The 23,890-nt window shown below is 67.9% G+C and carries 25 protein-coding genes; 13 read left to right on the top strand and 12 right to left on the bottom strand.

The genetic code is table 11. The features are described from left to right. Nucleotides 1–100 precede the first annotated feature (100 nt). Together paaX and ACXAGF_RS19300 are read right to left on the bottom strand one after the other, a co-directional pair. On the bottom strand, nucleotides 101–1,012 hold the full coding sequence (gene paaX / locus ACXAGF_RS19305) for a phenylacetic acid degradation operon negative regulatory protein PaaX (protein WP_475018990.1): 912 nt from the start codon (nucleotides 1,010–1,012) through the stop codon (nucleotides 101–103). Beyond that, a complete protein-coding gene (locus ACXAGF_RS19300; RefSeq protein WP_475018989.1) occupies nucleotides 1,009–1,647 on the bottom strand; it encodes a TetR/AcrR family transcriptional regulator in 639 nt (212 codons plus the stop codon). The genes paaX and ACXAGF_RS19300 overlap by 4 nt, the downstream gene beginning before the upstream one ends. 255 nt (nucleotides 1,648–1,902) lie before the next feature. Here ACXAGF_RS19300 and ACXAGF_RS19295 point away from each other — a divergent pair, with 255 nt between their 5' ends. Genes ACXAGF_RS19295 through ACXAGF_RS19275 form a run of 5 tightly spaced genes read left to right on the top strand, consistent with a single transcriptional unit; the run spans nucleotide 1,903 to nucleotide 6,420 of the window. Then, entirely contained in the window at nucleotides 1,903–3,075 is a 1,173-nt protein-coding gene (locus ACXAGF_RS19295) for an ABC transporter substrate-binding protein (RefSeq protein WP_475018988.1), read from the top strand. A 52-nt stretch (nucleotides 3,076–3,127) separates the two neighbouring features. Next, nucleotides 3,128–4,000 (top strand): branched-chain amino acid ABC transporter permease, encoded by an 873-nt coding sequence (locus tag ACXAGF_RS19290; protein ID WP_475018987.1) that lies wholly within the window; start codon nucleotides 3,128–3,130, stop codon nucleotides 3,998–4,000. Beyond that, nucleotides 4,000–4,947, top strand: a complete 948-nt coding sequence (locus ACXAGF_RS19285) for a branched-chain amino acid ABC transporter permease (protein ID WP_475018986.1) — start codon at nucleotides 4,000–4,002, stop codon at nucleotides 4,945–4,947. Before ACXAGF_RS19290 ends, ACXAGF_RS19285 begins: the two co-directional genes overlap by 1 nt. Beyond that, nucleotides 4,944–5,732, top strand: a complete 789-nt coding sequence (locus ACXAGF_RS19280) for an ABC transporter ATP-binding protein (RefSeq protein WP_475018985.1) — start codon at nucleotides 4,944–4,946, stop codon at nucleotides 5,730–5,732. The genes ACXAGF_RS19285 and ACXAGF_RS19280 overlap by 4 nt, the downstream gene beginning before the upstream one ends. Continuing rightward, nucleotides 5,719–6,420, top strand: coding sequence for an ABC transporter ATP-binding protein (locus ACXAGF_RS19275; protein ID WP_475018984.1), 702 nt, complete (start codon nucleotides 5,719–5,721; stop codon nucleotides 6,418–6,420). The genes ACXAGF_RS19280 and ACXAGF_RS19275 overlap by 14 nt, the downstream gene beginning before the upstream one ends. 26 nt (nucleotides 6,421–6,446) lie before the next feature. Here the strand turns inward: ACXAGF_RS19275 and ACXAGF_RS19270 are convergent, their stop codons facing one another. The 3 genes from ACXAGF_RS19270 to ACXAGF_RS19260 all read right to left on the bottom strand — a co-directional run bounded on the left by ACXAGF_RS19270 (nucleotide 6,447) and on the right by ACXAGF_RS19260 (nucleotide 8,027). Continuing rightward, nucleotides 6,447–6,923 (bottom strand): RrF2 family transcriptional regulator, encoded by a 477-nt coding sequence (locus ACXAGF_RS19270; RefSeq protein ID WP_475018983.1) that lies wholly within the window; start codon nucleotides 6,921–6,923, stop codon nucleotides 6,447–6,449. 205 nt (nucleotides 6,924–7,128) lie between these two features. After that, nucleotides 7,129–7,428 carry a DUF6074 family protein gene (locus ACXAGF_RS19265; RefSeq protein WP_475018982.1) on the bottom strand — a complete coding sequence of 100 codons (300 nt, stop codon included), beginning with the start codon at nucleotides 7,426–7,428 and terminating at the stop codon, nucleotides 7,129–7,131. Between the two features lie 104 nt (nucleotides 7,429–7,532). Continuing rightward, the gene (locus ACXAGF_RS19260; protein WP_475018981.1) at nucleotides 7,533–8,027 is read right to left on the bottom strand and encodes an Lrp/AsnC family transcriptional regulator; all 495 of its coding nucleotides are present in this window, start codon (nucleotides 8,025–8,027) and stop codon (nucleotides 7,533–7,535) included. A 182-nt stretch (nucleotides 8,028–8,209) separates the two neighbouring features. Between ACXAGF_RS19260 and putA the strand changes: the two genes are divergently transcribed. Next, nucleotides 8,210–11,917, top strand: coding sequence for a trifunctional transcriptional regulator/proline dehydrogenase/L-glutamate gamma-semialdehyde dehydrogenase (gene putA / locus ACXAGF_RS19255; RefSeq protein WP_475018980.1), 3,708 nt, complete (start codon nucleotides 8,210–8,212; stop codon nucleotides 11,915–11,917). A gap of 228 nt (nucleotides 11,918–12,145) precedes the next feature. On the opposite strand, the gene ACXAGF_RS19250 is transcribed toward putA, so the two are convergent. The 4 genes from ACXAGF_RS19250 to ACXAGF_RS19235 all read right to left on the bottom strand — a co-directional run bounded on the left by ACXAGF_RS19250 (nucleotide 12,146) and on the right by ACXAGF_RS19235 (nucleotide 14,312). Further along, a complete protein-coding gene (locus tag ACXAGF_RS19250) occupies nucleotides 12,146–12,580 on the bottom strand; it encodes a metallopeptidase family protein (RefSeq protein ID WP_475018979.1) in 435 nt (144 codons plus the stop codon). 327 nt (nucleotides 12,581–12,907) lie between these two features. Next, nucleotides 12,908–13,288 carry a RidA family protein gene (locus ACXAGF_RS19245; protein WP_475018978.1) on the bottom strand — a complete coding sequence of 127 codons (381 nt, stop codon included), beginning with the start codon at nucleotides 13,286–13,288 and terminating at the stop codon, nucleotides 12,908–12,910. Nucleotides 13,289–13,316: 28 nt separating this feature from the next. Beyond that, nucleotides 13,317–13,922, bottom strand: a complete 606-nt coding sequence (gene leuD, locus ACXAGF_RS19240; protein WP_475018977.1) for a 3-isopropylmalate dehydratase small subunit — start codon at nucleotides 13,920–13,922, stop codon at nucleotides 13,317–13,319. Nucleotides 13,923–14,063: 141 nt separating this feature from the next. Further along, nucleotides 14,064–14,312 carry a hypothetical protein gene (locus ACXAGF_RS19235; protein ID WP_475018976.1) on the bottom strand — a complete coding sequence of 83 codons (249 nt, stop codon included), beginning with the start codon at nucleotides 14,310–14,312 and terminating at the stop codon, nucleotides 14,064–14,066. Nucleotides 14,313–14,443: 131 nt separating this feature from the next. Here ACXAGF_RS19235 and ACXAGF_RS19230 point away from each other — a divergent pair, with 131 nt between their 5' ends. The 3 genes from ACXAGF_RS19230 to ACXAGF_RS19220 are packed head-to-tail and all read left to right on the top strand — an operon-like array spanning nucleotide 14,444 to nucleotide 16,898. Further along, the gene (locus ACXAGF_RS19230; protein WP_475018975.1) at nucleotides 14,444–15,355 is read left to right on the top strand and encodes an HpcH/HpaI aldolase/citrate lyase family protein; all 912 of its coding nucleotides are present in this window, start codon (nucleotides 14,444–14,446) and stop codon (nucleotides 15,353–15,355) included. Then, the gene (locus ACXAGF_RS19225; RefSeq protein ID WP_475018974.1) at nucleotides 15,352–15,558 is read left to right on the top strand and encodes a DUF1737 domain-containing protein; all 207 of its coding nucleotides are present in this window, start codon (nucleotides 15,352–15,354) and stop codon (nucleotides 15,556–15,558) included. The genes ACXAGF_RS19230 and ACXAGF_RS19225 overlap by 4 nt, the downstream gene beginning before the upstream one ends. A gap of 41 nt (nucleotides 15,559–15,599) precedes the next feature. Continuing rightward, a complete protein-coding gene (locus tag ACXAGF_RS19220) occupies nucleotides 15,600–16,898 on the top strand; it encodes an amidohydrolase family protein (RefSeq protein WP_475018973.1) in 1,299 nt (432 codons plus the stop codon). Nucleotides 16,899–16,918: 20 nt separating this feature from the next. On the opposite strand, the gene ACXAGF_RS19215 is transcribed toward ACXAGF_RS19220, so the two are convergent. Next, nucleotides 16,919–17,320, bottom strand: coding sequence for a (R)-mandelonitrile lyase (locus ACXAGF_RS19215; protein WP_475018972.1), 402 nt, complete (start codon nucleotides 17,318–17,320; stop codon nucleotides 16,919–16,921). 439 nt (nucleotides 17,321–17,759) lie between these two features. Here ACXAGF_RS19215 and leuB point away from each other — a divergent pair, with 439 nt between their 5' ends. From leuB to ACXAGF_RS19195, 4 genes are all read left to right on the top strand, one after another. Then, the gene (gene leuB / locus ACXAGF_RS19210; RefSeq protein WP_475018971.1) at nucleotides 17,760–18,872 is read left to right on the top strand and encodes a 3-isopropylmalate dehydrogenase; all 1,113 of its coding nucleotides are present in this window, start codon (nucleotides 17,760–17,762) and stop codon (nucleotides 18,870–18,872) included. A 127-nt stretch (nucleotides 18,873–18,999) separates the two neighbouring features. After that, on the top strand, nucleotides 19,000–19,698 hold the full coding sequence (locus tag ACXAGF_RS19205; RefSeq protein WP_475018970.1) for a phosphatase PAP2 family protein: 699 nt from the start codon (nucleotides 19,000–19,002) through the stop codon (nucleotides 19,696–19,698). Between the two features lie 333 nt (nucleotides 19,699–20,031). Continuing rightward, complete coding sequence (locus tag ACXAGF_RS19200) at nucleotides 20,032–21,066, top strand: aspartate-semialdehyde dehydrogenase (protein WP_475018969.1); 1,035 nt, start codon at nucleotides 20,032–20,034, stop codon at nucleotides 21,064–21,066. 147 nt (nucleotides 21,067–21,213) lie between these two features. Further along, entirely contained in the window at nucleotides 21,214–22,032 is an 819-nt protein-coding gene (locus tag ACXAGF_RS19195; RefSeq protein ID WP_475018968.1) for a lytic murein transglycosylase, read from the top strand. Nucleotides 22,033–22,085: 53 nt separating this feature from the next. Here the strand turns inward: ACXAGF_RS19195 and ACXAGF_RS19190 are convergent, their stop codons facing one another. Together ACXAGF_RS19190 and pdxY are read right to left on the bottom strand one after the other, a co-directional pair. Continuing rightward, nucleotides 22,086–22,727, bottom strand: a complete 642-nt coding sequence (locus ACXAGF_RS19190) for a carbonic anhydrase (protein WP_475018967.1) — start codon at nucleotides 22,725–22,727, stop codon at nucleotides 22,086–22,088. 138 nt (nucleotides 22,728–22,865) lie between these two features. Continuing rightward, nucleotides 22,866–23,744 (bottom strand): pyridoxal kinase PdxY, encoded by an 879-nt coding sequence (gene pdxY / locus ACXAGF_RS19185; RefSeq protein ID WP_475018966.1) that lies wholly within the window; start codon nucleotides 23,742–23,744, stop codon nucleotides 22,866–22,868. Between the last annotated feature and the right edge of the window lie 146 nt (nucleotides 23,745–23,890).

The following is a 23,890-nucleotide window of genomic DNA, read 5'->3' as shown; positions in this document are numbered from 1 at the left end:
AGAGGCATTATATGTAACAAAAAAGGAGTCATCAATCATTTTTTGTAACATGTTTTCGTTCGGGCGCGCGGCTGGAAATTTTGCGTTGAAATGAAAGGCTTTAGATGAAGCGGTCGGCGATCGAGATGCGGGGCGGCTTCAGTGGGCCATCCTCGTCCATGCCGTTCTGGTCCAGCCAGCGCTCGGAGGCCGGGGCGAGATGGCGGTAGAGCGCGGCGCAGAGCTGCCGCGCCGCCGCCCCCGGCCAGTCTTCCGGCAGGATCGCCGCCGGCAGGCCGGGGTCGCGCAGCACGATGCGGCGGTATTCGTAGATCATCAGCACGCGGGCCGTGATCGCGCCGAGGTCGGTCGGGTGCAGGCCCCGGTCGAGAACGGCCAGCAGCGGGCCGAAGTCGGCGATGAAGTGACGGTACTGCGCCGCGAGCGTCTCGAGCGGCCAGGCGCGGCTGGCGAGCGCGCGCATGTCGGCGGCGCTCCCCTGTGCCAGCAGCCGCGGCTCCTCGCCGGCGATCGCCGGCACCGGCCAGGTCGACGGCGCGATCCAGGTGCCCTGCGCCGGAGCGCCGTAGCCGGCCGCCTCCAGCGCCTTGCGCAACAGGTCGCGGTCGGGGCCGGGGCCGGGCGTCGGCATCAACACCGTGAACTGTCCGTCCCAGGCGGCAGCCTTCGGATTGTAGATGCGGTTGGCGGCCTCGAAGAAGGTGTCGCGGCCCTTGGCCCCGAGCCGGTAGAAGCTGTTGCGGCCGACCTTGCTGCGTTCGAGCCAGCCGTCGGCGGCCAGTCGCGACATCGCCGTGCGCACCACGCCGTCGCCGATGTCGAGGCCCTTGAAGAAGGCGTTGAGCGTGCCGAGCCAGACCGAATCGCCGCGCGGCAGCAGCGCATCACCATAAAAGGTGATGATGATCGACCAGGTGCGCGAGGGTTGCGACTGCAGCCGGTCCAGGACCTGCGACAGTGCCTGCCGCAGGGCCGAGGCATCGGCCGGTCGCTCCTCGGGGTGCGTCGTCATCGCGGCGCAGTCCGGCCGGCCTGGCCTTGCCCGGCCGTCGCCGCGGCGACCTGCGGCGCGCCGGCAAGGATCAGCGTCGTCACCATGTCGGCATACTGGTCGCGCGTCAGCCCCTTGCCCTCGCGGAACCAGAGATAGTGCCAGTTGAGCATGCCGAACATCGACATCGTCAGCGGCTTCAGCAAGGGCCCCTTGCCGATCTCCGGCAGGGCCTCGGCGAGCGCGTCGGACACGAACACCACCAGCTGCCGCTCCATCGCCAGAAGGAGCTCGCGCCGCTCGTCCGGCAACAGCTTGAGGTTGGCGATCTGCACCTGGTGCTCCGCGTCGGCGTCGCGATAGGCGTCCATCAGGGCCGCCGCGATCGCCTTCACCCGCGCCTTCGGCTCCCCGGTCGAGCCATAGGCCTGGCCGACCACCTCGACCAGTTCCTGCAGATGGTCGTTGAGGATGTCGAAGAGCAGCGCTTCCTTGTCCGGGTAGTAGTGATAGAGCAGCGCCTTCGACACGCCGCAGGCCTCGGCGATCATGTTGATCGAGGTGCCGGGAAAGCCGTAGCGGGCAAAGAGCTCGGCGGAGCGATGCAGGATCGCCAGCCGCTTGGTGTCGTAGTCCTGGGCGCGGGTGCGGGCCATGTGCACTCCCATTCGCTTGCGATCACCGTCGCCGGAGGCCGGCGCGGCGAATGATTGTCCGATCGCTCTATCAATCGTGCCCGCCCGCGTAAAGCCGCCGTCTCCTGCGTCGCGAACCGCGAGGGTCCCGGGCGTATTTATAGATTGACCAATCGGTCGGTTAATTATATCGTGCCTTCCGCAAATTGCAAACAGGCCCCGCCGCGTCCGCCTGGATGCCCGCCGATCACTGGATACTTTGGGAGGAGTACCGCCATGACCATCACGCCGACCCGCCGTGCGATTTTCGGCACCGCCGCCGCCGCCGCCCTTCTTGCCGCCGGCGTTACTCCCGTTGCCGCCGCCGACCCGATCAGGATCGGTTCGGTCGTCTCGGCCACCGGCTCCACCGCCTTCCTCGGCGACCCCGAGGCCAAGACGCTGAAGCTGGTCGCCGAGCAGATCAACGCCAGGGGCGGCCTGCTCGGCCGGCCGGTCGAGCTGATCCTCTACGACGACGGTGGCGACGCCAACAAGGCGCGCACCTTCGCCACCCGCCTGGTCGAGGATGACGGCGTCGTCGCCATGGTCGGCGGCACCTCGACCGGTGCGACGATGGCGATGGTCCCGGTGTTCGAAGACGCGGAGATCCCGTTCATCTCGCTCGCGGGCGCCATCGAGATCGTCGATCCGGTCAATCCGTGGGTGTTCAAGACGCCGCACACCGACAAGACCGCCTGCATGAAGATCTTCGAGGACATGAAGGCGCGCGGCCTGACGAAGATCGGCCTGATTTCCGGCACCGACGGCTTCGGCAAGTCGATGCGCAACCAGTGCATGAACGTCGTCGGCGACTACGGCATCGAGGTGGTGGCGGACGAGAGCTACGGCCCGACCGACGCCGACATGACCCCGCAGCTGAATACGATCAAGAACACCGAGGGCGTGCAGGCCGTCGTCAATCCCGGCTTCGGTCAGGGTCCGGCGATCGTCACGCGCAACTACGCCCAGCTCGGCATCGCGCTGCCGCTCTACCAGTCGCACGGCGTCGCCTCGAAGAGCTTCATCGAGCTCGCCGGCAAGGCGGCCGAGGGCGTGCGCCTGCCCGCGCCGGCGCTGTTGATCGCCGACAAGCTCGCCGACGACGACAAACAGAAGCCGGTCGTCGCCGCCTACAAGCAGGCCTACGAGGCCGCCACCGGCCAGCCGGTCTCGACCTTCGGCGGCTACGCCTATGACGGCCTGTCGCTCCTGGCGGCCGCCATCGAAAAGGCCGGCTCAGACGATCCAGCGGCGATCCGCGACGCGATCGAGGCGACCAGCGGCCATGTCGGCGTCACCGGCATCTACACCATGTCGGCCGAGGACCATCTCGGCCTCGGCACCGAATCGTTCCACCTGCTGCGGATCGAGAACGGGGACTGGGTGCCGGAGACGGCCGCGAACTGAACCGCGGCTGCAACCGCCCCTTCTGCCTTTCTGACGAGCGGGTGACCGAGCGATGAGCGAATTCCTGCAGCTTCTGATATCCGGGCTGACCGTCGGCGCCGTCTACGCGCTCGTCGCCCTCGGCTTCACGCTGATCTACAATGCCTCCGACGTGATCAACTTCGCCCAGGGCGACTTCGTCATGATCGGCGGCATGGGCACGGTGTTCCTGATGGCCGCAGGCCTGTCGCTGCCGGTCGCGGCCCTGATCGCCGTGGTCGGCGCCGTGCTCGTCGGCCTGCTGCTGCACCGACTCGCGATCGAGCCGGCGCGCGGTGCCTCGCCGGTCACGCTGATCATGATCACCATCGGGGCCTCGATCTTCATCAAGGGCGTGGCGCAGATGGTCTTCGACAAGCAGTTCCACACGCTGCCGGCCTTTTCCGGCGCCGACCCGATCCGCATCGGCGGGGCCGCGATCCTGCCGCAGAGTCTGTGGGTGCTGGCCGGCGCGGTGGTGCTGTTCTTCGGCCTCTATGTCTTCCTCACCCGCACGCTGACCGGCAAGGCGCTGATCGCCACCGCCGCCAACCGGCTCGCCGCCCGCCTTGTCGGCATTAATGTCCGGGTCATGCTCGGGCTTGCCTTCGGCCTGTCGGCGGCCATGGGCGCGCTCGCCGGCATCCTCGTCGCGCCGATCACGCTGACCCGCTACGACATCGGCACGATCTTCGCGCTGAAGGGCTTCGCCGCAGCCATGGTCGGCGGCATGGGCTCGCCCCAGGGCGCGCTCGTCGGTGGTCTTTTGATCGGCATCCTCGAGGCCTTCAGCGCCGGCTATATCAGCTCCGCCTACAAGGATGCGGTCGCCTTCCTCGCCATCCTCGTCGTGCTGTTCTTTATGCCGCGCGGCCTGTTCGGCTCGAAAAGCGTGGAGCGCGTCTGATGGCCAAGTCGTTTCTACCCAGCCGATTCCTACCGCTCCTGGTATTGGCAATCATCGTCGCGGTCGTGCCGCTAGTCGCTCCTTCCGGCTTCTATCTGCGCGTCGCCGCGCTGGTGTGGACCTTCTCGCTGGCCGCCATGGGGCTGACGATCCTGATGGGCTACGCCGGCCAGGTCAGCCTCGGCCATGCCGGCTTCCTCGGCATCGGCGCCTATTCGGTGGCGCTCGGCCCGGAATATTTCGGCCTGCATCCGCTCGCAGCCCTCGGCCTCGGTGCCGTCCTGTCCGGTCTGATCGCCTGGCTCGTCGGCCGGCCGATCCTGAAGCTGAAGGGCTACTACCTGGCGATCGCCACGCTCGGCTTCGGCATGATCGTCTCGCTCGTGATCACCGGCGAGAGCGACATCACCGGCGGCCCGGACGGCATGCAGGTCGCCCGCGCCACGGTCTTCGGCTTCCGCCTGTCGGGCTCGGCGACCTGGTACTGGGTTACCGCCGGCGTGATGCTGGTCGGTGCCGCGGTCGCGCTCAACATCGGCGCCAGCCCGACCGGCCGGGCGCTGCGGGCGCTGCACGACAGCGAGGTCGCCGCCGCCGCCACCGGCATCGACGTCGCGCAGAAGAAGCTCAACGCCTTCGTGCTCGCTGCCGTCTACGGCGCGGTCGCCGGCGGTCTGATCGCGCTGATGAACGGCCTGGTGACGCCCGACGTCGCCGGCTTCATGAACTCGATCGAGCTCGTCGCCATGGTCATCATCGGCGGGCTCGGCTCGGTGTTCGGCGCGGTCGTGGGGGCGGCCTTCCTCGTCGTGCTGCCGCAGGCGCTGACGGCGCTGCACGACTACGAGCAGATGGTGCTCGGGCTGCTGATCATGGTGTTCATGATCTTCCTGCCGGCCGGCATCGTTCCGGCGCTGCAGCGGATGTGGACGGAGCGCGCGGCATGACCCTGCTTCAGGTCGAAAATACCGGCATCTCGTTCGGCGGCCTGGTCGCGGTCGACGCCGTCTCCTTCTCCGTCGACCCCGGCGAGATCTTCGCCATCATCGGCCCGAACGGTGCCGGCAAGACGACGCTTTTCAACATCGTCACCGGCGTTTACCGCACCGACCGCGGCAGCGTCGTCCTCGACGGCGAGACCGTCGGCGGCATCGCCCCGCACCTGCTCGTCCGGCGCGGCATGGTGCGCACCTTCCAGAACCTGCAGGTCTTCTTCCGCATGACGGCGCTGGAAAACGTCATGGTCGGCTTCCACCTGACCGAGAAGACCTCGTTCCTGTCCGACCTGCTGGGCCTGCCCTCGGTCGCCCGGCAGGACCGGGCGACGCGCACGGCCGCGCGCGTGCTGCTCGACCGGGTCGGGCTGGCTCGCTACGCCGACATGCCGGCCGGCTCGCTGCCCTATGGCGCGCTGAAGCGGCTGGAGATCGCCCGCGCGCTCGCCGCCGCGCCGAAGGTGCTGCTGCTCGACGAGCCGGCCGCCGGCTGCAACGCGGTCGAGAGCGAGGCGATCGACAGGCTGATCAGCGAAATCGCCGCCGATGGCATCGCCGTCGTCCTGATCGAGCACGACATGAAGCTGGTGATGCGCATCTCGCACCGCATCCTCGTGCTCGCCGAGGGCCGGCGACTCGCCGAGGGCACGCCGGAGGCGGTGCGCAACGACCCGGCGGTGATCGCCGCCTATCTCGGCGAACACGGGGCGAGGGAGGCGGACCGTGCTCAAGGTTGAGAAACTCAATTCCGCCTACGGGCGCATCCAGGTGCTGCACGACGTCTCGCTGGAGATCGGCGAGCGCGAGGTGGTGGCGATCGTCGGCTCGAACGGCGCCGGCAAGACGACGCTGCTGCGGGCGCTATCCGGTGCGCAGCCGGTCCTGTCCGGCCGCATCTGGCTTGCGGGCACGGAGATCCAGAAGTTGCCGGCATTCGCCCGCGTCGCCCGCGGGCTGGTGCAGTCGCCGGAAGGGCGGCAGATCTTCGGGCCGCTCAGCGTCGAGGACAACCTGCGCCTCGGCGCTTATCGGCGCGGCCGCGACCGCACCGAGGAGAGCCTGGCGGACGTTTATGCCATGTTCCCGATTCTTGCCGAGAAGCGCGCGCTGCTGGCCTCGGGCCTGTCCGGCGGTCAGCAGCAGATGCTGGCGATCGGCCGGGCGCTGATGGCCGAACCGGCGCTGCTCCTGCTCGACGAGCCCTCGCTCGGCCTGTCGCCGCTGCTGATCGATCAGATTCTGGCGGCCGTCACCAGCCTCAAGGCGCGCGGCATGGCGATCCTGCTGGTCGAGCAGAACGCCTCGGCGGCGCTGGCGATCGCCGATCGCGGCTACGTGCTGGAAACCGGCGAGGTCGTCCATTCCGGCGCGGCGGGCGCGCTCCTGGCCGACCCGAAGGTCAAGGAAGCCTATCTCGGGCTGTAGGCGAGGGTACGGAGGCGGTGGCGCCGTCAGGACCGGCCGACGGCCTTCCGCTCCTGCGGCGTGTCCTCCTCGAGCAGGCCCGTGGCGCCGGGGGCGGCGACGAACTGCTCGAGGGTCATGGTGTCGAGGATGGCGGCGATGGCGTCGCGCACCTCGGTCATCGCGCGGCGAACCTGACAGTTCTCGGGGTCGGTGCAGTCCTCGCAGGCCTCGTAGGCGGTGCGGCTGGCGCAGCGGATCGGCGCCAGCGGCCCGTCGAGCACGCGGATGGCGTGGCCGATCCGGATGGCCGCCGCGGGCTGCGACAGCGCGTAGCCGCCGCCCGGCCCCTTCTTCGAGCGCAGGATGCCGGCGTTGCGCAGCTCCAGCAGGATGGTGTCGAGGAACTTTTTCGGGATGTTGTTGCGCAGCGCGATCTCGCTGACGAAGGCGGTCTCGCCGGGGGCGAGCCGCGCCAGGTCGAGCAGCGCCTTCAGCCCGTATTTGCCCTTCTTCGTCAGCATCTGCCTTCCACCATGTCGGCACCGGTCGGGAACACCCGCGGCGCGCCCGTCTCACGACTATTACCCGTCTGCTCGAATGCCGGCTAGCCATACGGATGATTCCGACGCATTTTGGGCGCGGAGTGCTAAAAACACATAAAAAATGTCTATTTTTCGTGAACGCGACGCGGTGCAATCATCGCCGCTGGAACCGAATCGGGGCGGCTCAGCTCCGCCCGGCCCCGCCGCTGGCCGGTTCGGCCAGGTGGCGGCGGCGTAGTTCGGCCTGAACCTCGTCCTGGAAGTCCAGCACCTGCAGGCGCATTTCCGCCTCGTCACAGCCGAGCGCCAGCAGTTCCGCGGCGAGCTTGCGGCATTCGGCGCGCCAGTAGCGCAGCGCCGGCTCGCCGTGCAGCGCCTCCAGTTCGGCGGCGCATCGCCGCACGATTCCCCGGCGCCTGGCCATCGGGAACGGAATTGCCGCCCCGTTCGTTGCCTGACCGTTGCCTGCCGTTGCCGTACCCATGAACGCTGCCCCCTCGTATGCTTCGGCCCTGCATACGGGGCGCATGGTTAACGCGAGGTTTCCGGACGGGCAGCGCCGTCCCGCGCCGGACCACCACGTGGGCGCTAGAGGAAGGCGGCAGTGATGCCGCTGGCGCTGGTGTCCTTGACCGCCTGCATCACCACGAAGGTCGAAGTGTTGGCAACGTTCGGCAGGCTGGAAATTTTTTCACCCAGCACCTCGCGGTACTTGTGGATGTCGGAGGTCCGCACCTTGAGGAGGTAGTCGAAGGAGCCGGCGATCATGTGGCATTCCTCGACCTCGGGGATCCGGCGTACGGCGTTGTTGAACGCCTGCAGCGCCCGCTCACGGGTATCCGACAGCTTCACCTCGGCAAAGGCGATATGGTCAAGGCCGAGCTTGTGCAGGTTGATCTCGGCGTGGAAGCCGAGGATGTACTCCTCTTCCAGCAACCGCTTCAGCCGCGCCTGGCAGGGAGTCTTTGACAATCCCACGCGCTTGGACAACTCTGTGACGGAGATCCGGCCATCCTGGCTAAGCACGTCGAGGATGCGAATGTCGAACTGATCCAATTCTTCGGTGTTTTGCGTCTTTGCCATTCGCTTTGCCTTTCGATTGGATCAAAAATAGATCATTCCGCCTGAGCATCGCAAGAATCAAGTCAACATGATTTTCGGGTGAATGGTAGGATTCGAGCCGCTGCCGGAGCCGGTGCAGGCGCCGGACCGCAGCCAGGCCGTAGGACGGCTGGAAACGCCCTTTCATTTTGCGAGCGCCCATCATGACACCGACCGCTTCCCCCCTGCCGAATGCCGGCGCCGCCGGCGATCCTCGCCCCTTCGCCGATTTCGCCCCGCCGGTCCGGCCGCAGGGGCCGCTGCGCCAGGCAATCACCGCGGCCTATCGATTGCCCGAGGCCGAGGCGCTGGCGCCGCTGCTGGCGGCGGCGACGGTCTCGCCCGAGCAGCGCCAGGCGATCGCCGCCACCGCGCGCAAACTGATCACGGCGCTGCGGGCCAAGCACAAGGGCACCGGCGTCGAGGGACTGGTGCATGAGTACTCGCTGTCGAGCCAGGAGGGCGTGGCGCTGATGTGCCTGGCGGAGGCGCTGCTGCGCATCCCCGACACCGCCACGCGCGACGCGCTGATCCGCGACAAGATCGCCGCCGGCGACTGGAAGTCGCATATCGGCGGCGGCCGATCGCTGTTCGTCAATGCTGCGACCTGGGGCCTGGTCGTCACCGGGCGGCTGACCGGAACCGTCAACGACCGCAGCCTCTCGGCCGCCCTTACCCGGCTCATTGCCCGCTGCGGCGAGCCGGTCATCCGCCGCGGCGTCGACATGGCGATGCGGATGATGGGCGAGCAGTTCGTCACCGGGGAGACGATCGACGAGGCGCTTACCCGCTCGCGCGCGCTGGAACAGAAGGGCTTCCGCTATTCCTACGACATGCTGGGCGAGGCGGCCACCACAGCCGCCGACGCCGAGCGCTACTACCGCGACTACGAGAACGCCATCCACGCCATCGGCAAGGCCGCCGCCGGCCGCGGCATCTACGAGGGTCCGGGCATCTCGATCAAGCTGTCGGCGCTGCACCCGCGCTATGTCCGCGCCCAGGCCGGGCGCGTCATGACGGAACTGCTGCCGAAGGTGGCCGCGCTGGCACTGCTGGCCAAGCGGTACGACATCGGCCTCAACATCGACGCCGAGGAGGCGGACCGGCTGGAGCTGTCGCTCGACCTGCTCGAAAGCCTGTGCACCGATCCCGACCTGGCCGGCTGGAACGGCATGGGCTTCGTGGTGCAGGCCTACGGCAAGCGGTGCCCGTTCGTGCTCGACTACATCATCGACCTCGCCCGCCGCTCCGGCCGGCGCATCATGGTGCGGCTCGTCAAGGGTGCCTATTGGGACGCCGAGATCAAGCGGGCCCAGGTCGATGGGCTCGAGGACTTCCCGGTCTACACCCGCAAGATCCACACCGATGTCTCGTACATCGCCTGCGCGCGCAGGCTGCTGGAGGCGACCGACGCGGTGTTCCCGCAGTTTGCCACCCACAATGCCCAGACGCTGGCGGCGATCTACCAACTCGCCGGCCCCGACTTCGCCGTCGGCAAGTACGAGTTCCAGTGCCTGCACGGCATGGGCGAACCGCTCTATGACGAGGTCGTCGGACGCGGCAAGCTCGACCGGCCGTGCCGCATCTACGCCCCGGTCGGCACGCACGAGACGCTCCTGGCCTATCTCGTCCGTCGCTTGCTCGAAAACGGCGCCAACTCCTCCTTCGTCAACCGCATCGCCGATCCTGCGGTGTCGATCGACGCGCTGGTCGCCGACCCGGCCGAGGTGGTCCGCGCGATGTCCGTCGTCGGCGCCCGCCACGACCAGATCGCCCTGCCGGCCAACCTCTACGGCGCGCGGCCGAACTCGACCGGTCTCGATCTTTCCAACGAAACCACGTTGGCCGCGGTCGCCACCGCGCTTGCGGACAGCGCCGCCATCGCCTGGACGGCCGAGCCGCGGCTCGCCACCGGCGTCGGCGACGGCGTCAGCCGCCCCGTGCTCAACCCCGGCGACCATCGCGACGTCGTCGGCCAGGTGACCGAGGCCTCCGGCGACACCGCGCGCCAGGCTGCCGCGCTGGCGGCCGATGCCGCCCCGCGCTGGGCCTCGGTCGCCCCGGCCGAGCGCGCCGCCTGCCTCGTGCGCGCCGCCGACGCCATGCAGGCGCGCATGCCGACCCTGCTCGGCTTGATCATGCGCGAGGCCGGCAAGTCGCTGCCCAATGCCATCGCCGAGGTACGCGAGGCGATCGACTTCCTGCGCTACTATGCCGACCAGGCGTGCCGCACCCTCGGCCCCGGCCATGCGCCGCTCGGCCCGGTGGTCTGCATCAGCCCGTGGAACTTCCCGCTGGCGATCTTCACCGGCCAGATCGCTGCGGCGCTGGTCACCGGCAATCCGGTGCTGGCCAAGCCCGCCGAGGAAACGCCGCTGATCGCCGCCGAAGGCGTGCGGCTGCTGCATGAGGCCGGCGTCCCGGCCGAGGTGCTGCAATTGCTGCCGGGCGACGGCCGCGTCGGTGCCGCGCTGGTCGCCGCGCGCGAGACAGAGGGCGTCATGTTCACCGGCTCGACCGAGGTCGCGCGGCTGATCCAGGCGCAACTGGCGCAGCGGCTTTCCGCCGACGGCCGGCCGATCCCGCTGATCGCCGAGACCGGCGGCCAGAATGCGATGATCGTCGATTCCTCGGCGCTGGCCGAGCAGGTCGTGTTCGACGTGATCGCCTCGGCCTTCGACAGCGCCGGCCAGCGCTGCTCGGCACTGCGCGTGCTCTGCCTACAGGAGGACGTCGCCGAAAGGACGCTCGCCATGCTCAAGGGGGCGCTGCACGAGCTGAAGATCGGCCGCACCGACAAGCTTGCGGTCGACATCGGCCCGGTCATCACCGCCGAGGCCAAGGGCATTATCGATGGCCATATCGATGCCATGCGCGCCAGGGGCCGCAAGGTCGAGCAACTGGAGCTGGACGGCGGGACGGCGCAGGGTACCTTCGTCGCGCCGACGATCGTCGAGCTCGCCAGCCTGTCGGATCTGACGCGCGAGGTGTTCGGTCCGGTGCTGCACGTCATCCGCTTCCGCCGCGACGAGCTCGACCGGCTGATCGACGACATCAACGCCACCGGCTACGGGCTGACCTTCGGCCTGCACACCCGCCTCGACGAGACGATCGCGCACGTGACCAGCCGGGTGAAGGCCGGCAACCTCTACATCAACCGCAACATCATCGGCGCCGTCGTCGGCGTGCAGCCCTTCGGCGGCCGCGGCCTGTCCGGCACCGGGCCGAAGGCCGGCGGCCCGCTGTATCTCGGCCGCCTGGTCAGGACCGCGCCGATCCCGCCGCAGCACAGCTCGGTTCACTCCGACCCGGCGCTGACCGACCTTGCCAGGTGGCTGGGCCTGCGCGGCATGAACGCGCAGGCCCAGGCGGCGCGCGAGACCGGCAGCAACGCGGCGCTCGGCCTCGACATCGAGCTGCCGGGCCCGGTCGGCGAGCGGAATCTTTACGCGCTGCATCCGCGCGGCCAGATCCTGCTCGTCCCGCAGACCGAGACCGGACTCTACGCCCAGCTCGTCGCCGCCATCGCCACCGGCAACCGCGCCGTGATCGACGCCGGCGCCGGGCTGCAGGCGGCGATGAAGGATCTGCCGCCGAGCGTCGCCGCGCGGATCGCCTGGACCAATGACTGGGAGGCCAGCGGCCCTTATGCCGGCGCGCTGGTGGAAGGCGACGGCGAGCGGATCCGCGCCGTCAACGCCAGGATCGCCGCCCTGCCCGGGCCGCTGGTGCTGGTCCAGGCCGCCTCGCTGGAGACGATCGCGGCCGGCTTTGCCGACGCCTACTGCCTCAACTGGCTGCTGGAAGAGGTCTCGACCTCGATCAACACCACCGCCGCCGGCGGCAATGCCAGCCTGATGGCGATCGGCTGAGGCCACACGGGACCGGGCGGCCGGCTTCGTCCGGCCTCCGCGCCATCCTGTTTCGCGGCGGCGACGGCGTCTTCCCGACGGCGTGGCCGCTGCGGTCCTTCCTTGTCGTCGGGAAATGGTGGAAGGAAGGCGAGGCGTCTCTCGCGCCGTCCATTTTGACCACCCAGGCCAAGAGCCGGCATTCACTCCCAAGTCTGCCGGAGACTGGGACGCGGTGGGCGGCGCGACCTAGCCCGCCGTCGCCTCGGCGCTGGCCTCGATCCGCTCCATGTCGTCGTCGGACAGGCCGAAGTGGTGGCCGATCTCGTGGATCAGCACGTGGGTGACGATGTCGCCTAGCGTCTCCTCGTTCTCGGCCCAGTAGTCGAGAATCGGCCGGCGGTAGAGGGTGATGCGGTTCGGCATCTCCCCGGTCTCCATCGTGAAGCGCTCGGAAATTCCGCGTCCCTCGAACAGCCCGAGCAGGTCGAACGGCGTCTCGAGCGCCATGTCCTCGAACACGTCGTCGCTGGGGAAGTCGGCGATCTCGATGATCAGGTTGCCGGTGAGCGCACGGAATTCCTCCGGCAGGTGGCCATAGGCTTCCAACGCGAGCGACTCGAACGTGCTGATCGTCGGGGCGTGGCGGTTGCGCCAATCTTCTGTCTGGTCGATACGGGCCATTTGCGCTCCTTATGTCTGTCATATAGCACTTCGCACCGGCTTTTCGAGTGACGAATTCGTCAGATCCGGATTGCGGCCCCAGACGGCAGGGTGGGGGAGACGCCAGCGGCAAGGGTCCGTCGTGGCGCCCACACCGGCCAATTGCCCGCAGCCCCTTGCTGTGGCCGGTAACGCATTGATTTTGGCGATGGTTCCGGCCGTCGACGCAACTCTTGCCTTGGCGACGGCAAGGTGCCGGTACATGTCTTCGATTGGGCCGCATTTCCGAAACGCGCAATCTCGACCTGGGCTTGCCGCGCGTGGGCGGGACGGTGCAGGAGGGGCCGCTCAGCGTTGGCGCAGCGCCGTGACCTCGACCTCTATCAGCATTTCGGGCCTGATCAGGCCGCAGACGACCATGGTGGCGGCCGGCCGGATCTCGCCGAAGACCCCGCCGAGGATCGGAAACACGCGGTCGGCAAAGGAGGCGTCAGTGATGTAGTAGTGGCAGCGCACGACGTCGGCGAGCGAGAAGCCGGCCTCCGTCAGCGCGGCGCGGATTGTCGCAAGGCAGTTGCGCGTCTGCGCTTCGACGCCCTCGGGCATCGTCATCGTGGCGTAGTCGTAGCCGGTCGTGCCCGCGACGAAACACCAGTCGCCCTGCACCACCGCCCGCGAATAGCCGGCGGTGCGCTCGAAGGGCGAGCCGGAGGAGATCAGCTGGCGCATGTCCCGGCGCTCCAGATGCGGCCCTTGATCAGGCCCAGGGACGGGTGGTGGCCTTGGCCTGCTCGTAGCTGTCGATCGAGGTCGACTTCTCCAGCGTCAAGCCGATGTCGTCGAGGCCATTCAGCAGGCAGTGGCGGCGGAAGGCGTCGACCTCGAAGCCGATGCGACCGCCGTCGGGACCGCTGATCTCCTGCGCCTCGAGGTCGACGGTCAGCACAGCGTTGGCGCCGCGGCTGGCGTCGTCCATCAGCTTCTCGAGGTCCTCGGGGCTGACGACGATCGGCAGGATGCCGTTCTTGAAACAGTTGTTGTAGAAGATGTCGGCGAATGAGGTCGAGATGACGCAACGGATGCCGAAATCGAGCAGCGCCCATGGCGCGTGCTCGCGCGAGGAGCCGCAGCCGAAGTTGTCGCCGGCAACGAGGATGGACGCGCCCTGGTAGGCCGCCTTGTTGAGCACGAAATCGGGGTTCGGCGTGCCGTCCTCGAGATAGCGAGCTTCCGCGAACAGACCCTTGCCGAGACCGGTGCGCTTGATGGTCTTCAGGTAGTCCTTCGGGATGATCATGTCCGTGTCGATGTTGACGACGGGCAGGGGCGCGGCGACGCCGGTCAGCTTGACGAACTTGTCCATGACGGAAACCTCGATTGCGATGCTTATCGTTCCGGGTCTGCGTTTAGATCAGTTTCGCCGGGAATTGAAGGAGAATCTTGCCCGTCCGCCGAAGACGCCAGAGGCGGCCAGTCGCCATGGCCGGCGGCCGGGCAAAGTCGCTCACAGGTCGATGATCGTTCCGCGGCCGTCGTTCCAGACGCGCGGCTCGCGCTGACCCGGCCTGCCGGTGCCGGCATGGACCTTGGCGCGCAGCGGCGTCGGCTGCAGCTTCGTGGAAATCCAGCTGCCGAGCATGACGACCGAAGCGATGCCAGCCAGCGCCAGTCCGATGGACGCGGCGAACACAAACACGGCACCGGCGACGACGACGGCAGCGGTGGCGACCAAGATGGAGCGAATGCTTTGCATGTTAAGCCCTTTCCTTGCGGGAAATGTGGGCAGCGAATGTGGTCATTGCAAGGCTCGCAAGGCCGCCGGTCGCATCCGCGCGTCGGCGGACCGCGCTTGCCCAATTTCGCGAAGCGAGGCAGAAAGGGACCATGACCGCGCCGTGCGACCACCACCCGCTCCGCCTGCGCCGCTCGCTGCTCAGCGTGCCGGCCTCCAATGCCCGCGCGCTCGAAAAGTCCGCAGCGCTCGCCTGCGACGGGGTGATCTTCGACCTTGAAGACTCGGTTGCGCCGGACAAGAAGGCGGAGGCGCGGGAGGCGCTGGTGCGCCATTTCGCCGCGCTCGACAGGACGCGCCCGCAGGAGCGCATCATCCGCATCAACGCGGTCTCGGATGGCGAGGGCGCGGCCGACCTGGAGGCGGCGCTGGCGTGCACGCCGGACGCGGTTCTGCTGCCGAAGGTATCGGAGCCGGACGACGTCCGCGCCGTCGCCGACTGGCTCGCCGATCAGGGAGCCGACGACGGCCCGCGGCTGTGGGCGATGGTCGAGACCCCGGCGGCGATCCTCAACCTCGCCGCGATCGCCGAGGTCGGCCGCACCCGTGGCGGCAGGCTCGACTGCCTGGTGCTCGGGCTCAACGACCTGCGCCTTGCGACCGGCATCGCCGACCTTGCCGGCCGGCCGTACCTCGTGCCGCTGCTGACGCAGGCAGTCGTCGCCGCGCGCGCCGGCGGCCTCGACGTGATCGACAGCGTCCACAACGGCTTCACCGAGCTCGACGCCTTCGCCGCCGAATGCGCGCAGGGTCGGCAGATGGGCTTCGACGGCAAGATGCTGATCCACCCCGCCCAGATCGCCCCGGCGAATGCGGCCTTCGGCGTCGCTGCGGCGGACGTGGCAGACGCCCGCGCCATCGTTGACGCCTTCGCCCTGCCGGAAAGCGCGGGCAAGGGCGCGATCAATCTCGGCGGACGCATGGTCGAGCGACTGCATCTCGACCAGGCGCGGCGGCTGCTCGCCAGGGCCGAACTCATCGCCAGCAGAGAGAATTCCGCATGAAGGTCTACCGCTTCCTTACCGGCTCCGACGATGCCGCCTTCTGCCACAAGGTGACGCAGGCCCTGAACAAGGGCTGGTCGCTGCACGGCTCACCGACCTATGCCTACAACCCCGAAACCGCGCAGATGCAGTGCGGTCAGGCGGTGGTGAAGGAGGTCGAGGGCAAGGACTATCACCCGGAAACGAAACTGTCCGAACAGTGACGGGCGCGGCCGCGGTGCCGCCGGCGGGGAGGAGGGATGCCATGTTCGATGTGCTGATCAGGAACGCCAATCTCCCTGACGGCCGCGAGGGCGTCGATATCGGCATCAAGGGCGCGCACATCGTCGAAGTCGCGCCGCATGTCGCCGCACAGGCGGGCGAGGTGATCGACGCGACCGGGCGGCTGGTGACGCCGCCCTTCGTCGATCCGCACTTTCACCTCGATGCCACGCTCTCGCTCGGCCTGCCACGGATGAACGTCTCCGGCACGCTGCTGGAAGGGATCGCGCTCTGGGGCGAACTGCGCCCGACGCTGACGCGCGAGGCCCTGGTCGAGCGGGCGCTGCGCTATTGCGATCTCGCCGTCAGCCAGGGCCTGCTCGCCATCCGCAGCCACGTCGACACCAGCGACCCGGCGCTGGTCACGGCCGAGGCGCTGATCGAGGTGCGCGAGCGTGTGGCGCCCTATCTCGACCTGCAGCTCGTCGCCTTTCCGCAGGACGGCTACTATCGCGCCAGGGGCGGCGTCGAAGCGCTCGAGCGGGCGCTCGACATGGGCCTCGACGTTGTCGGCGGCATCCCGCATTTCGAGCGCACCATGGCCGACGGCGCCGCCTCGGTGGCGGCGCTGTGCCGGATCGCGGCGGAGCGCGGCCTGCCGGTCGACATGCACTGCGACGAGACCGACGATCCGCTGTCGCGCCACGTCGAGACGCTGGCCGCCGAGGCGGTGCGCTTCGGGCTGCAGGGACGCGCCACCGGCTCGCACCTGACCTCGATGCACTCGATGGACGACTACTACGTCTCGAAGCTGATCCCGCTGATGGCGGAGGCCGAGATCAACGTCATTGCCAACCCGCTGATCAACATCATGCTGCAGGGCCGGCACGACGGCTATCCGCGCCGCCGCGGCATGACGCGGGTGCGCGAACTGATGGATGCCGGCCTCAACGTTTCCTTCGGCCACGACTGCGTGATGGATCCCTGGTACTCGCTGGGCTCCGGCGACATGCTCGAGGTCGGCCACATGGCGATCCATGTGGCGCAGATGGCGGGCATCGCGGACAGGAAAAGGGTGTTCGACGCACTTACCGTCAATTCTGCGAGGACGATGGGGCTGCAGGGCTACGGCATTGCGAAGGGCTGTCATGCCGACCTCGTCATCCTGCAGGCGCGCGACCCGCTCGAAGCGCTGCGGCTGAAGGCGAACCGGCTCCTCGTCATGCGACGCGGCAGGGTCGTCGCCCGCTCGGAACCGCGCGTCAGCGCGCTGATGCTCGCCGGCCGGCCGGCGGAAATCGACGCCGCCGCCTACGCGCCGCTGCGGCCAAAATCAGGCTGAGAGGCCGACTGCGGCCGCGGTCAGTTCTGGCCGGCATACTGCCCGTCGGAGACGTGCTCGAGCCAATCGACCGCCTTGCCGTCCAGCGCTTCCTGCAAAGCGATATGGGTCATGCCCGCCTCGGGGGCGGCGCCGTGCCAGTGCTTCTCGCCGGGCTCGAACCAGACCACGTCGCCGGCGCGGATCACCCGCAGCGGATACCCCCAGCTCTGCGCCAGCCCGCGTCCGGCAGTGACGATCAGGGTCTGACCGAGCGGATGGGTGTGCCAGGCGGTGCGGGCGCCCGGCTCGAAGGTGACGCTGACAGCCCGCAGCCGCGCCGGCGCCGGCGCCTCGATGATCGGGTCCTGCCGGACGCGGCCGGTGAAGTAGTCCGGCGAGGGGGTGACGGAGGGGCGGCTGCTGCAGGGTTCAATCATCATGGCGGCTGTCCTTCGCTTTCCGGAAACGGCGGGTCCATCCTGCACCGGAAAACGCGGGGCGGGAAGCTTTGCGCCCCTCGAAAAAAGGACCCGGATGCGGCGGCATCCGGGTCCGGCGAAGGGCAGGGGAAGAGGGGATGTCAACCCCAGCTCGGCGGCGGAGGGCGCCGGAAGAAAAGCGTATCGATCGCCGATCGGATCGCGGCAAGGACGGCGTGGATATGGTGACGCATTCGTGGTCCTCCAATCTGCTGGCGCCGCAGGAACCGCGGTGCCATGCCGCATTGATGGCACGCGACAACGGTCGGCCGTGTTCCTGCGGTGACAGGAAACTCCGGGCCGCGGCGCAAAAATCTTTCGTTGCGGCGATTTTCCTTGAATGGAAGTTGCGCTAAGAACCGCGCAAACCCGCATCCGACCCTTTGACAAGGACAGTTTCATGACAGTGCGCAACCTCCTCCTCCTGCCCGGCGACGGCATCGGCCCGGAAGCCATGGCGGAAGTCCGCAAGATCATCGCCTACATGAATGCCGAGGCGGGGGCGGGTTTCGTCACCGACGAGGGCCTGGTCGGCGGCTCGGCCTATGACGCCCATGGCGTGGCGATCTCGGAAGGCGACATGGAGAAGGCGCTCAACGCCGACGCGGTGCTGTTCGGTGCCGTCGGCGGCCCGAAATGGGACGCCGTTCCCTACGAGGTCCGCCCCGAGGCCGGGCTCTTGCGCCTGCGCAAGGATCTCCAGCTGTTTGCCAACCTGCGCCCGGCGATCTGCTATCCGGCGCTTGCCAATGCCTCCTCGCTCAAGCCGGAGCTGGTCGAGGGCCTGGATATCCTGATCGTGCGCGAACTGACCGGCGGCGTCTACTTCGGCGAGCCGAAAGAGATCATCGACCTCGGCAACGGCCAGAAGCGCGGCATCGACACGCAGGTCTACGACACCTACGAGATCGAGCGCATCGCCGGCGTCGCCTTCGAGCTGGCTCGCACCCGCAGGAACCACGTCTGCTCGATGGAAAAGCGCAACGTCATGAAGTCCGGCGTGCTGTGGAACCAGGTCGTGACCCAGACCCACAAGGATCGCTATTCCGACGTCGAGCTCGAGCACATGCTGGCGGATGCCGGCGGCATGCAGCTGGTGCGCGCGCCCAAGCAGTTCGACGTGATCGTTACCGACAACCTGTTCGGCGACATGCTCTCGGACGTCGCCGCGATGCTGACCGGCTCGCTCGGCATGCTGCCCTCGGCCTCGCTCGGCGCGCCCGATCCGAAATCCGGCAAGCGCAAGGCGCTCTACGAGCCGGTGCACGGCTCGGCCCCCGATATCGCCGGCAAGGGCATCGCCAACCCGATCGCCATGATCGCCTCGTTCGCCATGTGCCTGCGCTACTCCTTCAACATGGTGCAGGAGGCCGACAGCCTGGAGAAGGCGATCGCCAACGTGCTCGACCGCGGCACTCGCACCGGCGACATCATGGCCGAAGGCTGCACCAAGGTTGGCACCGCCGAAATGGGCGATGCGATCCTAGCCGAGTTCAAAGCGCTCTCGGCCTGAAACCATCCCGGGAGGGGCGCCGAGCCCTTCCCGCTCACCTTCCGCCGGATGAAGGCGGACGCCGGGCGGGGATCTTGAACCGTATCCGCCGGCAACCCAAGGTGATGGTTGTCGAAGCGGGGTCTCAATGAACCGTCCGGTTACCTCCTCCCTCTGGATTTTCGCGACCGCGGCCGTTCTCGTCGCGGGGCTCATCCCGTTCGACCCGTCGCTGTCGGCGCGCGCGCAGGGACTCCCGTCGGCGTTGGTCGAGCTCAACCGGCGGATCACCGACTTCGGCCGGTTCGGCTGGATGATCTACGGCTCCGCCCTGTTCGCAGCGATCGCCTACGTCGCCGTCAGGGTCAGCCAGAGCGGCGGTGCCGCCGGGCGCGCCCGCACGGCGATGCGGCTGTCCAGCTATTTCCTGGTGACGATCGCCAGCGCCAGCGCGCTCGTGCATCTGCTGAAGACGCTCATCGGACGGGCGCGACCGGAGCTTCTGGCCGAGGTCGGCGCCTACAGCCTGACGCCACTGACAGGGAGCACCGTGTTCGAGAGCTTTCCCTCCGGCCATTCGGCCGCGGTCGGATCGTTCTTCGGGGCCTTTGCCCTGCTTCTGCCGCGGTTGCGGCCGCTGTTCCTCGCCGGCGCGCTCCTGATCGGGGCGTCCCGGGTGATCGTGGGGGCGCACTATCCGAGCGACGTCGCCGCCGGGCTGCTGGTCGGTCTGTGGTGCGCGATGATGACCGCCTTCGTGTTCGCGCGCTGGAACGTCCTGTTCCGCCTCGACCCGGAAGGATGGCCGCGCCCCAAGACCTTGCTCGGCAGACCAACGCCGGGCTGAGGTGGCGCAATCGTGATCGGCCGTGGAAAGGTTGTTGCCCGGGCGTCCTTGACTCCGGTCGAAAATCGCTTAATAGCAGCCCCGGATAAAGGGACAGCGTCCATGCCTTGCCACGACTTCCACATTGCTGAAGGTCAGCCAGCGGTCAACGCCGGGCAGGGCTGGCGCATGCCCGCATCCTCCAAGTTCACGGCCAAAACGACGACGAAAACCGTCTGACGTCTCTGGCCCGCCGCTCTCTCCCCGGCAAGGCCGGGGACCAGAAGCCCGCGCCGTGGCCGCCGGGCTTCCCCTCAAGGAACCGTGGAGAGGCAGAGAAAGAGAGCAAGACAAATGGGTTTCAAGATTGCAGTCGCCGGCGCAACCGGCAATGTCGGGCGCGAGATGCTCAACATCCTCTCCGAACGCGGTTTCCCCGCGGACGAGGTTGTGGCGCTGGCCTCCAGCCGCTCGGTCGGCACGGAAGTGTCCTACGGCGACAAGACGCTGAAGGTACACAATCTCGAAACCTATGACTTCTCCGACACCGATATCTGCCTGATGTCGGCCGGCGGCGCCGTCTCGCTGAAGTATTCGCCGAAGATCGGTGCGCAGGGTTGCGTCGTCATCGACAACTCCTCGGCCTGGCGCTACGACGCCGAGGTGCCGCTGATCGTGCCGGAAGTGAATCCGGACGCGATCGCCGGCTTTACCAAGAAGAACATCATCGCCAACCCGAACTGCTCGACCGCGCAGCTCGTCGTCGCGCTGAAGCCGCTGCACGACCGCGCCACGATCAAGCGCGTGGTCGTCTCGACCTACCAGTCGGTCTCGGGCGCCGGCAAGGACGGCATGGACGAGCTGTTCAACCAGACCCGCGCGGTGTTCGTCGCCGATCCGATCGAAAGCAAGAAGTTCACCAAGCGCATCGCCTTCAACGTCATTCCGCACATCGACGTGTTCATGGAGGACGGCTACACCAAGGAAGAGTGGAAGGTGCTGGCCGAGACCAAGAAGATGCTCGACCCGAAGATCAAGCTGACCTGCACGGCCGTGCGCGTCCCGGTGTTCATCGGCCACTCGGAGTCGGTCAACATCGAGTTCGAGAACGAGATCACGGCCGACGAGGCGCGCGAGATCCTGCGCGAGGCCCCCGGTTGCCAGGTGATCGACAAGCGCGAGAACGGCGGCTACATCACCCCCTACGAGAGCGCCGGCGAGGATGCGACCTATATCTCGCGCATCCGCGAGGACGCCACGGTCGAAAACGGCCTCAACATGTGGGTGGTGTCGGACAACCTGCGCAAGGGCGCGGCGCTGAACGCAATCCAGATTGCCGAACTGCTCGTCAACCGCGGGCTGATCAAGGCAAAGAAGCAGGCCGCCTGAGCGGTCTGGCGAAATTCATCAAGATCATCGTCCCACACCCGCCGACAGGCGGGGTGGGACACCTGCCTTGACCGGGGACCGGTCAGCCGCCGGGAACAGGCAGGCATTGGCGCAACAAGGCATTTTGAAAGGAACGGGGTAGTTTCCATGAGCTTGACGAAGCGGATGTTCCAGGGGCTGGCCGTGCTTGTGCTGGCGGGTGCTCCCGCGGTCGCGACGGCCGCCCAGTGCGGCAACACCGCCGCCGGCTTTCCGGCCTGGACCGAACAGTTCAAGCGTGAGGCGGCTGCCAACGGCATCAGCCCGCGCACGCTCGACCGGGCCTTTGCCAATGTCGGTTACAGCAGGGCGACGATTCGCGCCGACCGCGGCCAGAAGAGCTTCAAGCTGTCGCTGGACCAGTTCATGCGCAAGCGCGGCGGCCAGACGATCATCAATCGCGGCAAGAGCCTGAAGCGCCAGAACGCGGCGCTGTTTGCCAGCCTCGAGAGCCGCTATGGCGTCCCGGCAGGGCCGCTGATCGCGATCTGGGGCATGGAGACCGGCTTCGGCGGCTTCCTCGGCAAGGAGCACACGCTCTCGGCCGTGGCCACGCTTGCCTATGACTGCCGCCGCCCCGACTACTTCACCAACCAGCTCTATGCGGCGTTGACCCTGGTGCAGAACGGCACGCTGAGCGTCAATGCGCGCGGGGCGGCCCATGGCGAGATCGGCCAGACGCAGTTCCTGCCGGCCAACGTGCTGCGCTACGGCGTGGACGGCGACGGCAACGGCCGCATCGACCTTGTCGGCTCGAAGTCGGACGCGCTGGCCTCGACCGCGAACTTCCTGCGCGGTCACGGCTGGCGCCCCGGTGCCGGCTACCAGCCTGGTCAGCCCAACTACGTTGCGATCCAGGGCTGGAACGCCGCCAGCGTCTACCAGCAGGCGATCGCCATCATCGCCGCCGAGATCGACGGCGACTGACAAAGGCCATCATGGCTGGAGATCGGAACCCGGTGCGGCAACGCGCCGGGTTCCTACGTTCCGGGCCGCAGAAAGTCGCCAGTCTTGGCGTCCATGATCCACAGCTCGCCGGTGGAGATGTCGAACCAGGCGCCGTGCAGGTTGAGCTTACCGCGCTGCTCCAGCACCTCGACGCAGGGGAAAGTCCTGAGATTGGCAATCGAATTGCGGATGGACACGCGCTCGAGCGCCCGCTGGCGTTCTGCGGCGGTCATGACGGCGTTGCTCTGGATCTGTTCGGCGGCCGGTTTCAGGAGATGCATCCAGCGGCCGATGAAGTCGCCCGGCGACAGTGGCTCGGCATCCAGATCCAGCGCCGCCTTGATGCCGCCGCAGCGACCGTGGCCCATCACGACGATGTCGCTGACCCGCAGCGACTGGACGGCGAATTCGAGGGCGGCGGAGGTAGAGTGGTAGTGGCTGTCCGGCTCGTAGGGCGGCATCAGGTTGGCGACGTTGCGCACGACGAACAACTCGCCGGGGCCGCAGTCGAATATCGTCTCCGGTGCCGCGCGCGAATCGCAGCAGGCAATTACCATGGTTCGCGGCTTCTGGCCGCTTTCGGCAAGCGCCTTGTAGCGCTGTTGCTGCTCGCTGAAGCGACCCTCCATGAAGTTCTTGTAACCGGCCAGGAGATGATCAGGAAAGCGATGCATGTGGTCGGGACCCCCGTGCAATGACGAACGAGCAGAAAGCGCCGGCACTGCTGTAACCGGCGCGGGGCGGGAGCGCAAGCCCGGGTCCCGGGCGCCGTGCGTGGCCACGGCGGCCCGGGAAAGGCCTCGCCGCCACGGTCACCGGTTGCGTTTCGCGCCGCCGGGGTGGACGAGACGGCGCACCTGCACCATGGCCATCGGTGTCGACAGGCTGGCCGCGTCCTGCTCGATGGTGAGTTCGTCCGCCCCGCGCTTGGCGCTGCGGGCCACGATCTCGAAGACGCTGGCAGTGGCGAGGTGAAGCGCCCGTTCCTCGGTCAGCCCCTCCAGCAGGCGCGACAGGAAGACGGCGGCGACGAGGTCGCCCGTCCCGTTCGGTGGATCGGGCACCTGGCGATGCTCGGCGAGCAGCGCGGTGCGGCCGGAAAGGTAGAGATTGCCGGTGCTCCCGGCCATCATCGGCACAGCCGAGGTGACCAGCACCCGCGGTGGCCCGAGCGCCAGGGCGGCGTCCATTACCGCAGCGTTGGTCTCCAGCGGCGCACCGGCGAGCCAGGCCAGCTCGAAGCGGTTCGGCGTCGCGATCGAGGCGAGCGGCAGCAGCCGGTCGCGAATGGCCTCGGCCGTCGAGATCGGCACGTAGAGGCCGCCGTCGTCGCCGCACACCGGGTCGCAGAGATAGACCAGCTCCGGGTTTTCCGCCCTAAGCGCGCCGATGAAGCGGGCAATGGACGCGGCCTGGGCGGCATCGCCGATGTAGCCGGTGATCACCGCCCTGATCTCGCCGCGCCAGGGCGCCCGCGACAGGTCGTCCATCAGGGCGTCGAAGTCGGCGATGGCGATGGCTATCCGGGTGGCCGGGCCGTGCCCCGGATGCCACGGCAGGACGACGGTGGGAACGGCCCAGACCGGATGGCCGAGCGTTTCCAGCGCGAAGACGACGGCGCGGTTGCCGACCGTGCCCCTGACCACGTGGCTCGAGATCACAAGGACCGCGCCCTTTTCGGTTTCACTCATCGATGCCTTCCCAGGTTGCCCCGATTGTCCATGAACCACCGTTCCGATGCCCGCAAGTATATGTTGCAACGCCGTCCGGGCGGGGGCAATTTGCCACAGGCTCGCCGCATTGTGGATCACGGGCACGGCGTCGCAATGCCCGCGGC

The sequence above is a fragment of the Mycoplana sp. ABR4_002 genome (genome assembly GCF_056159645.1).
This window is presented reverse-complemented; position numbering and strand designations above follow the sequence as displayed.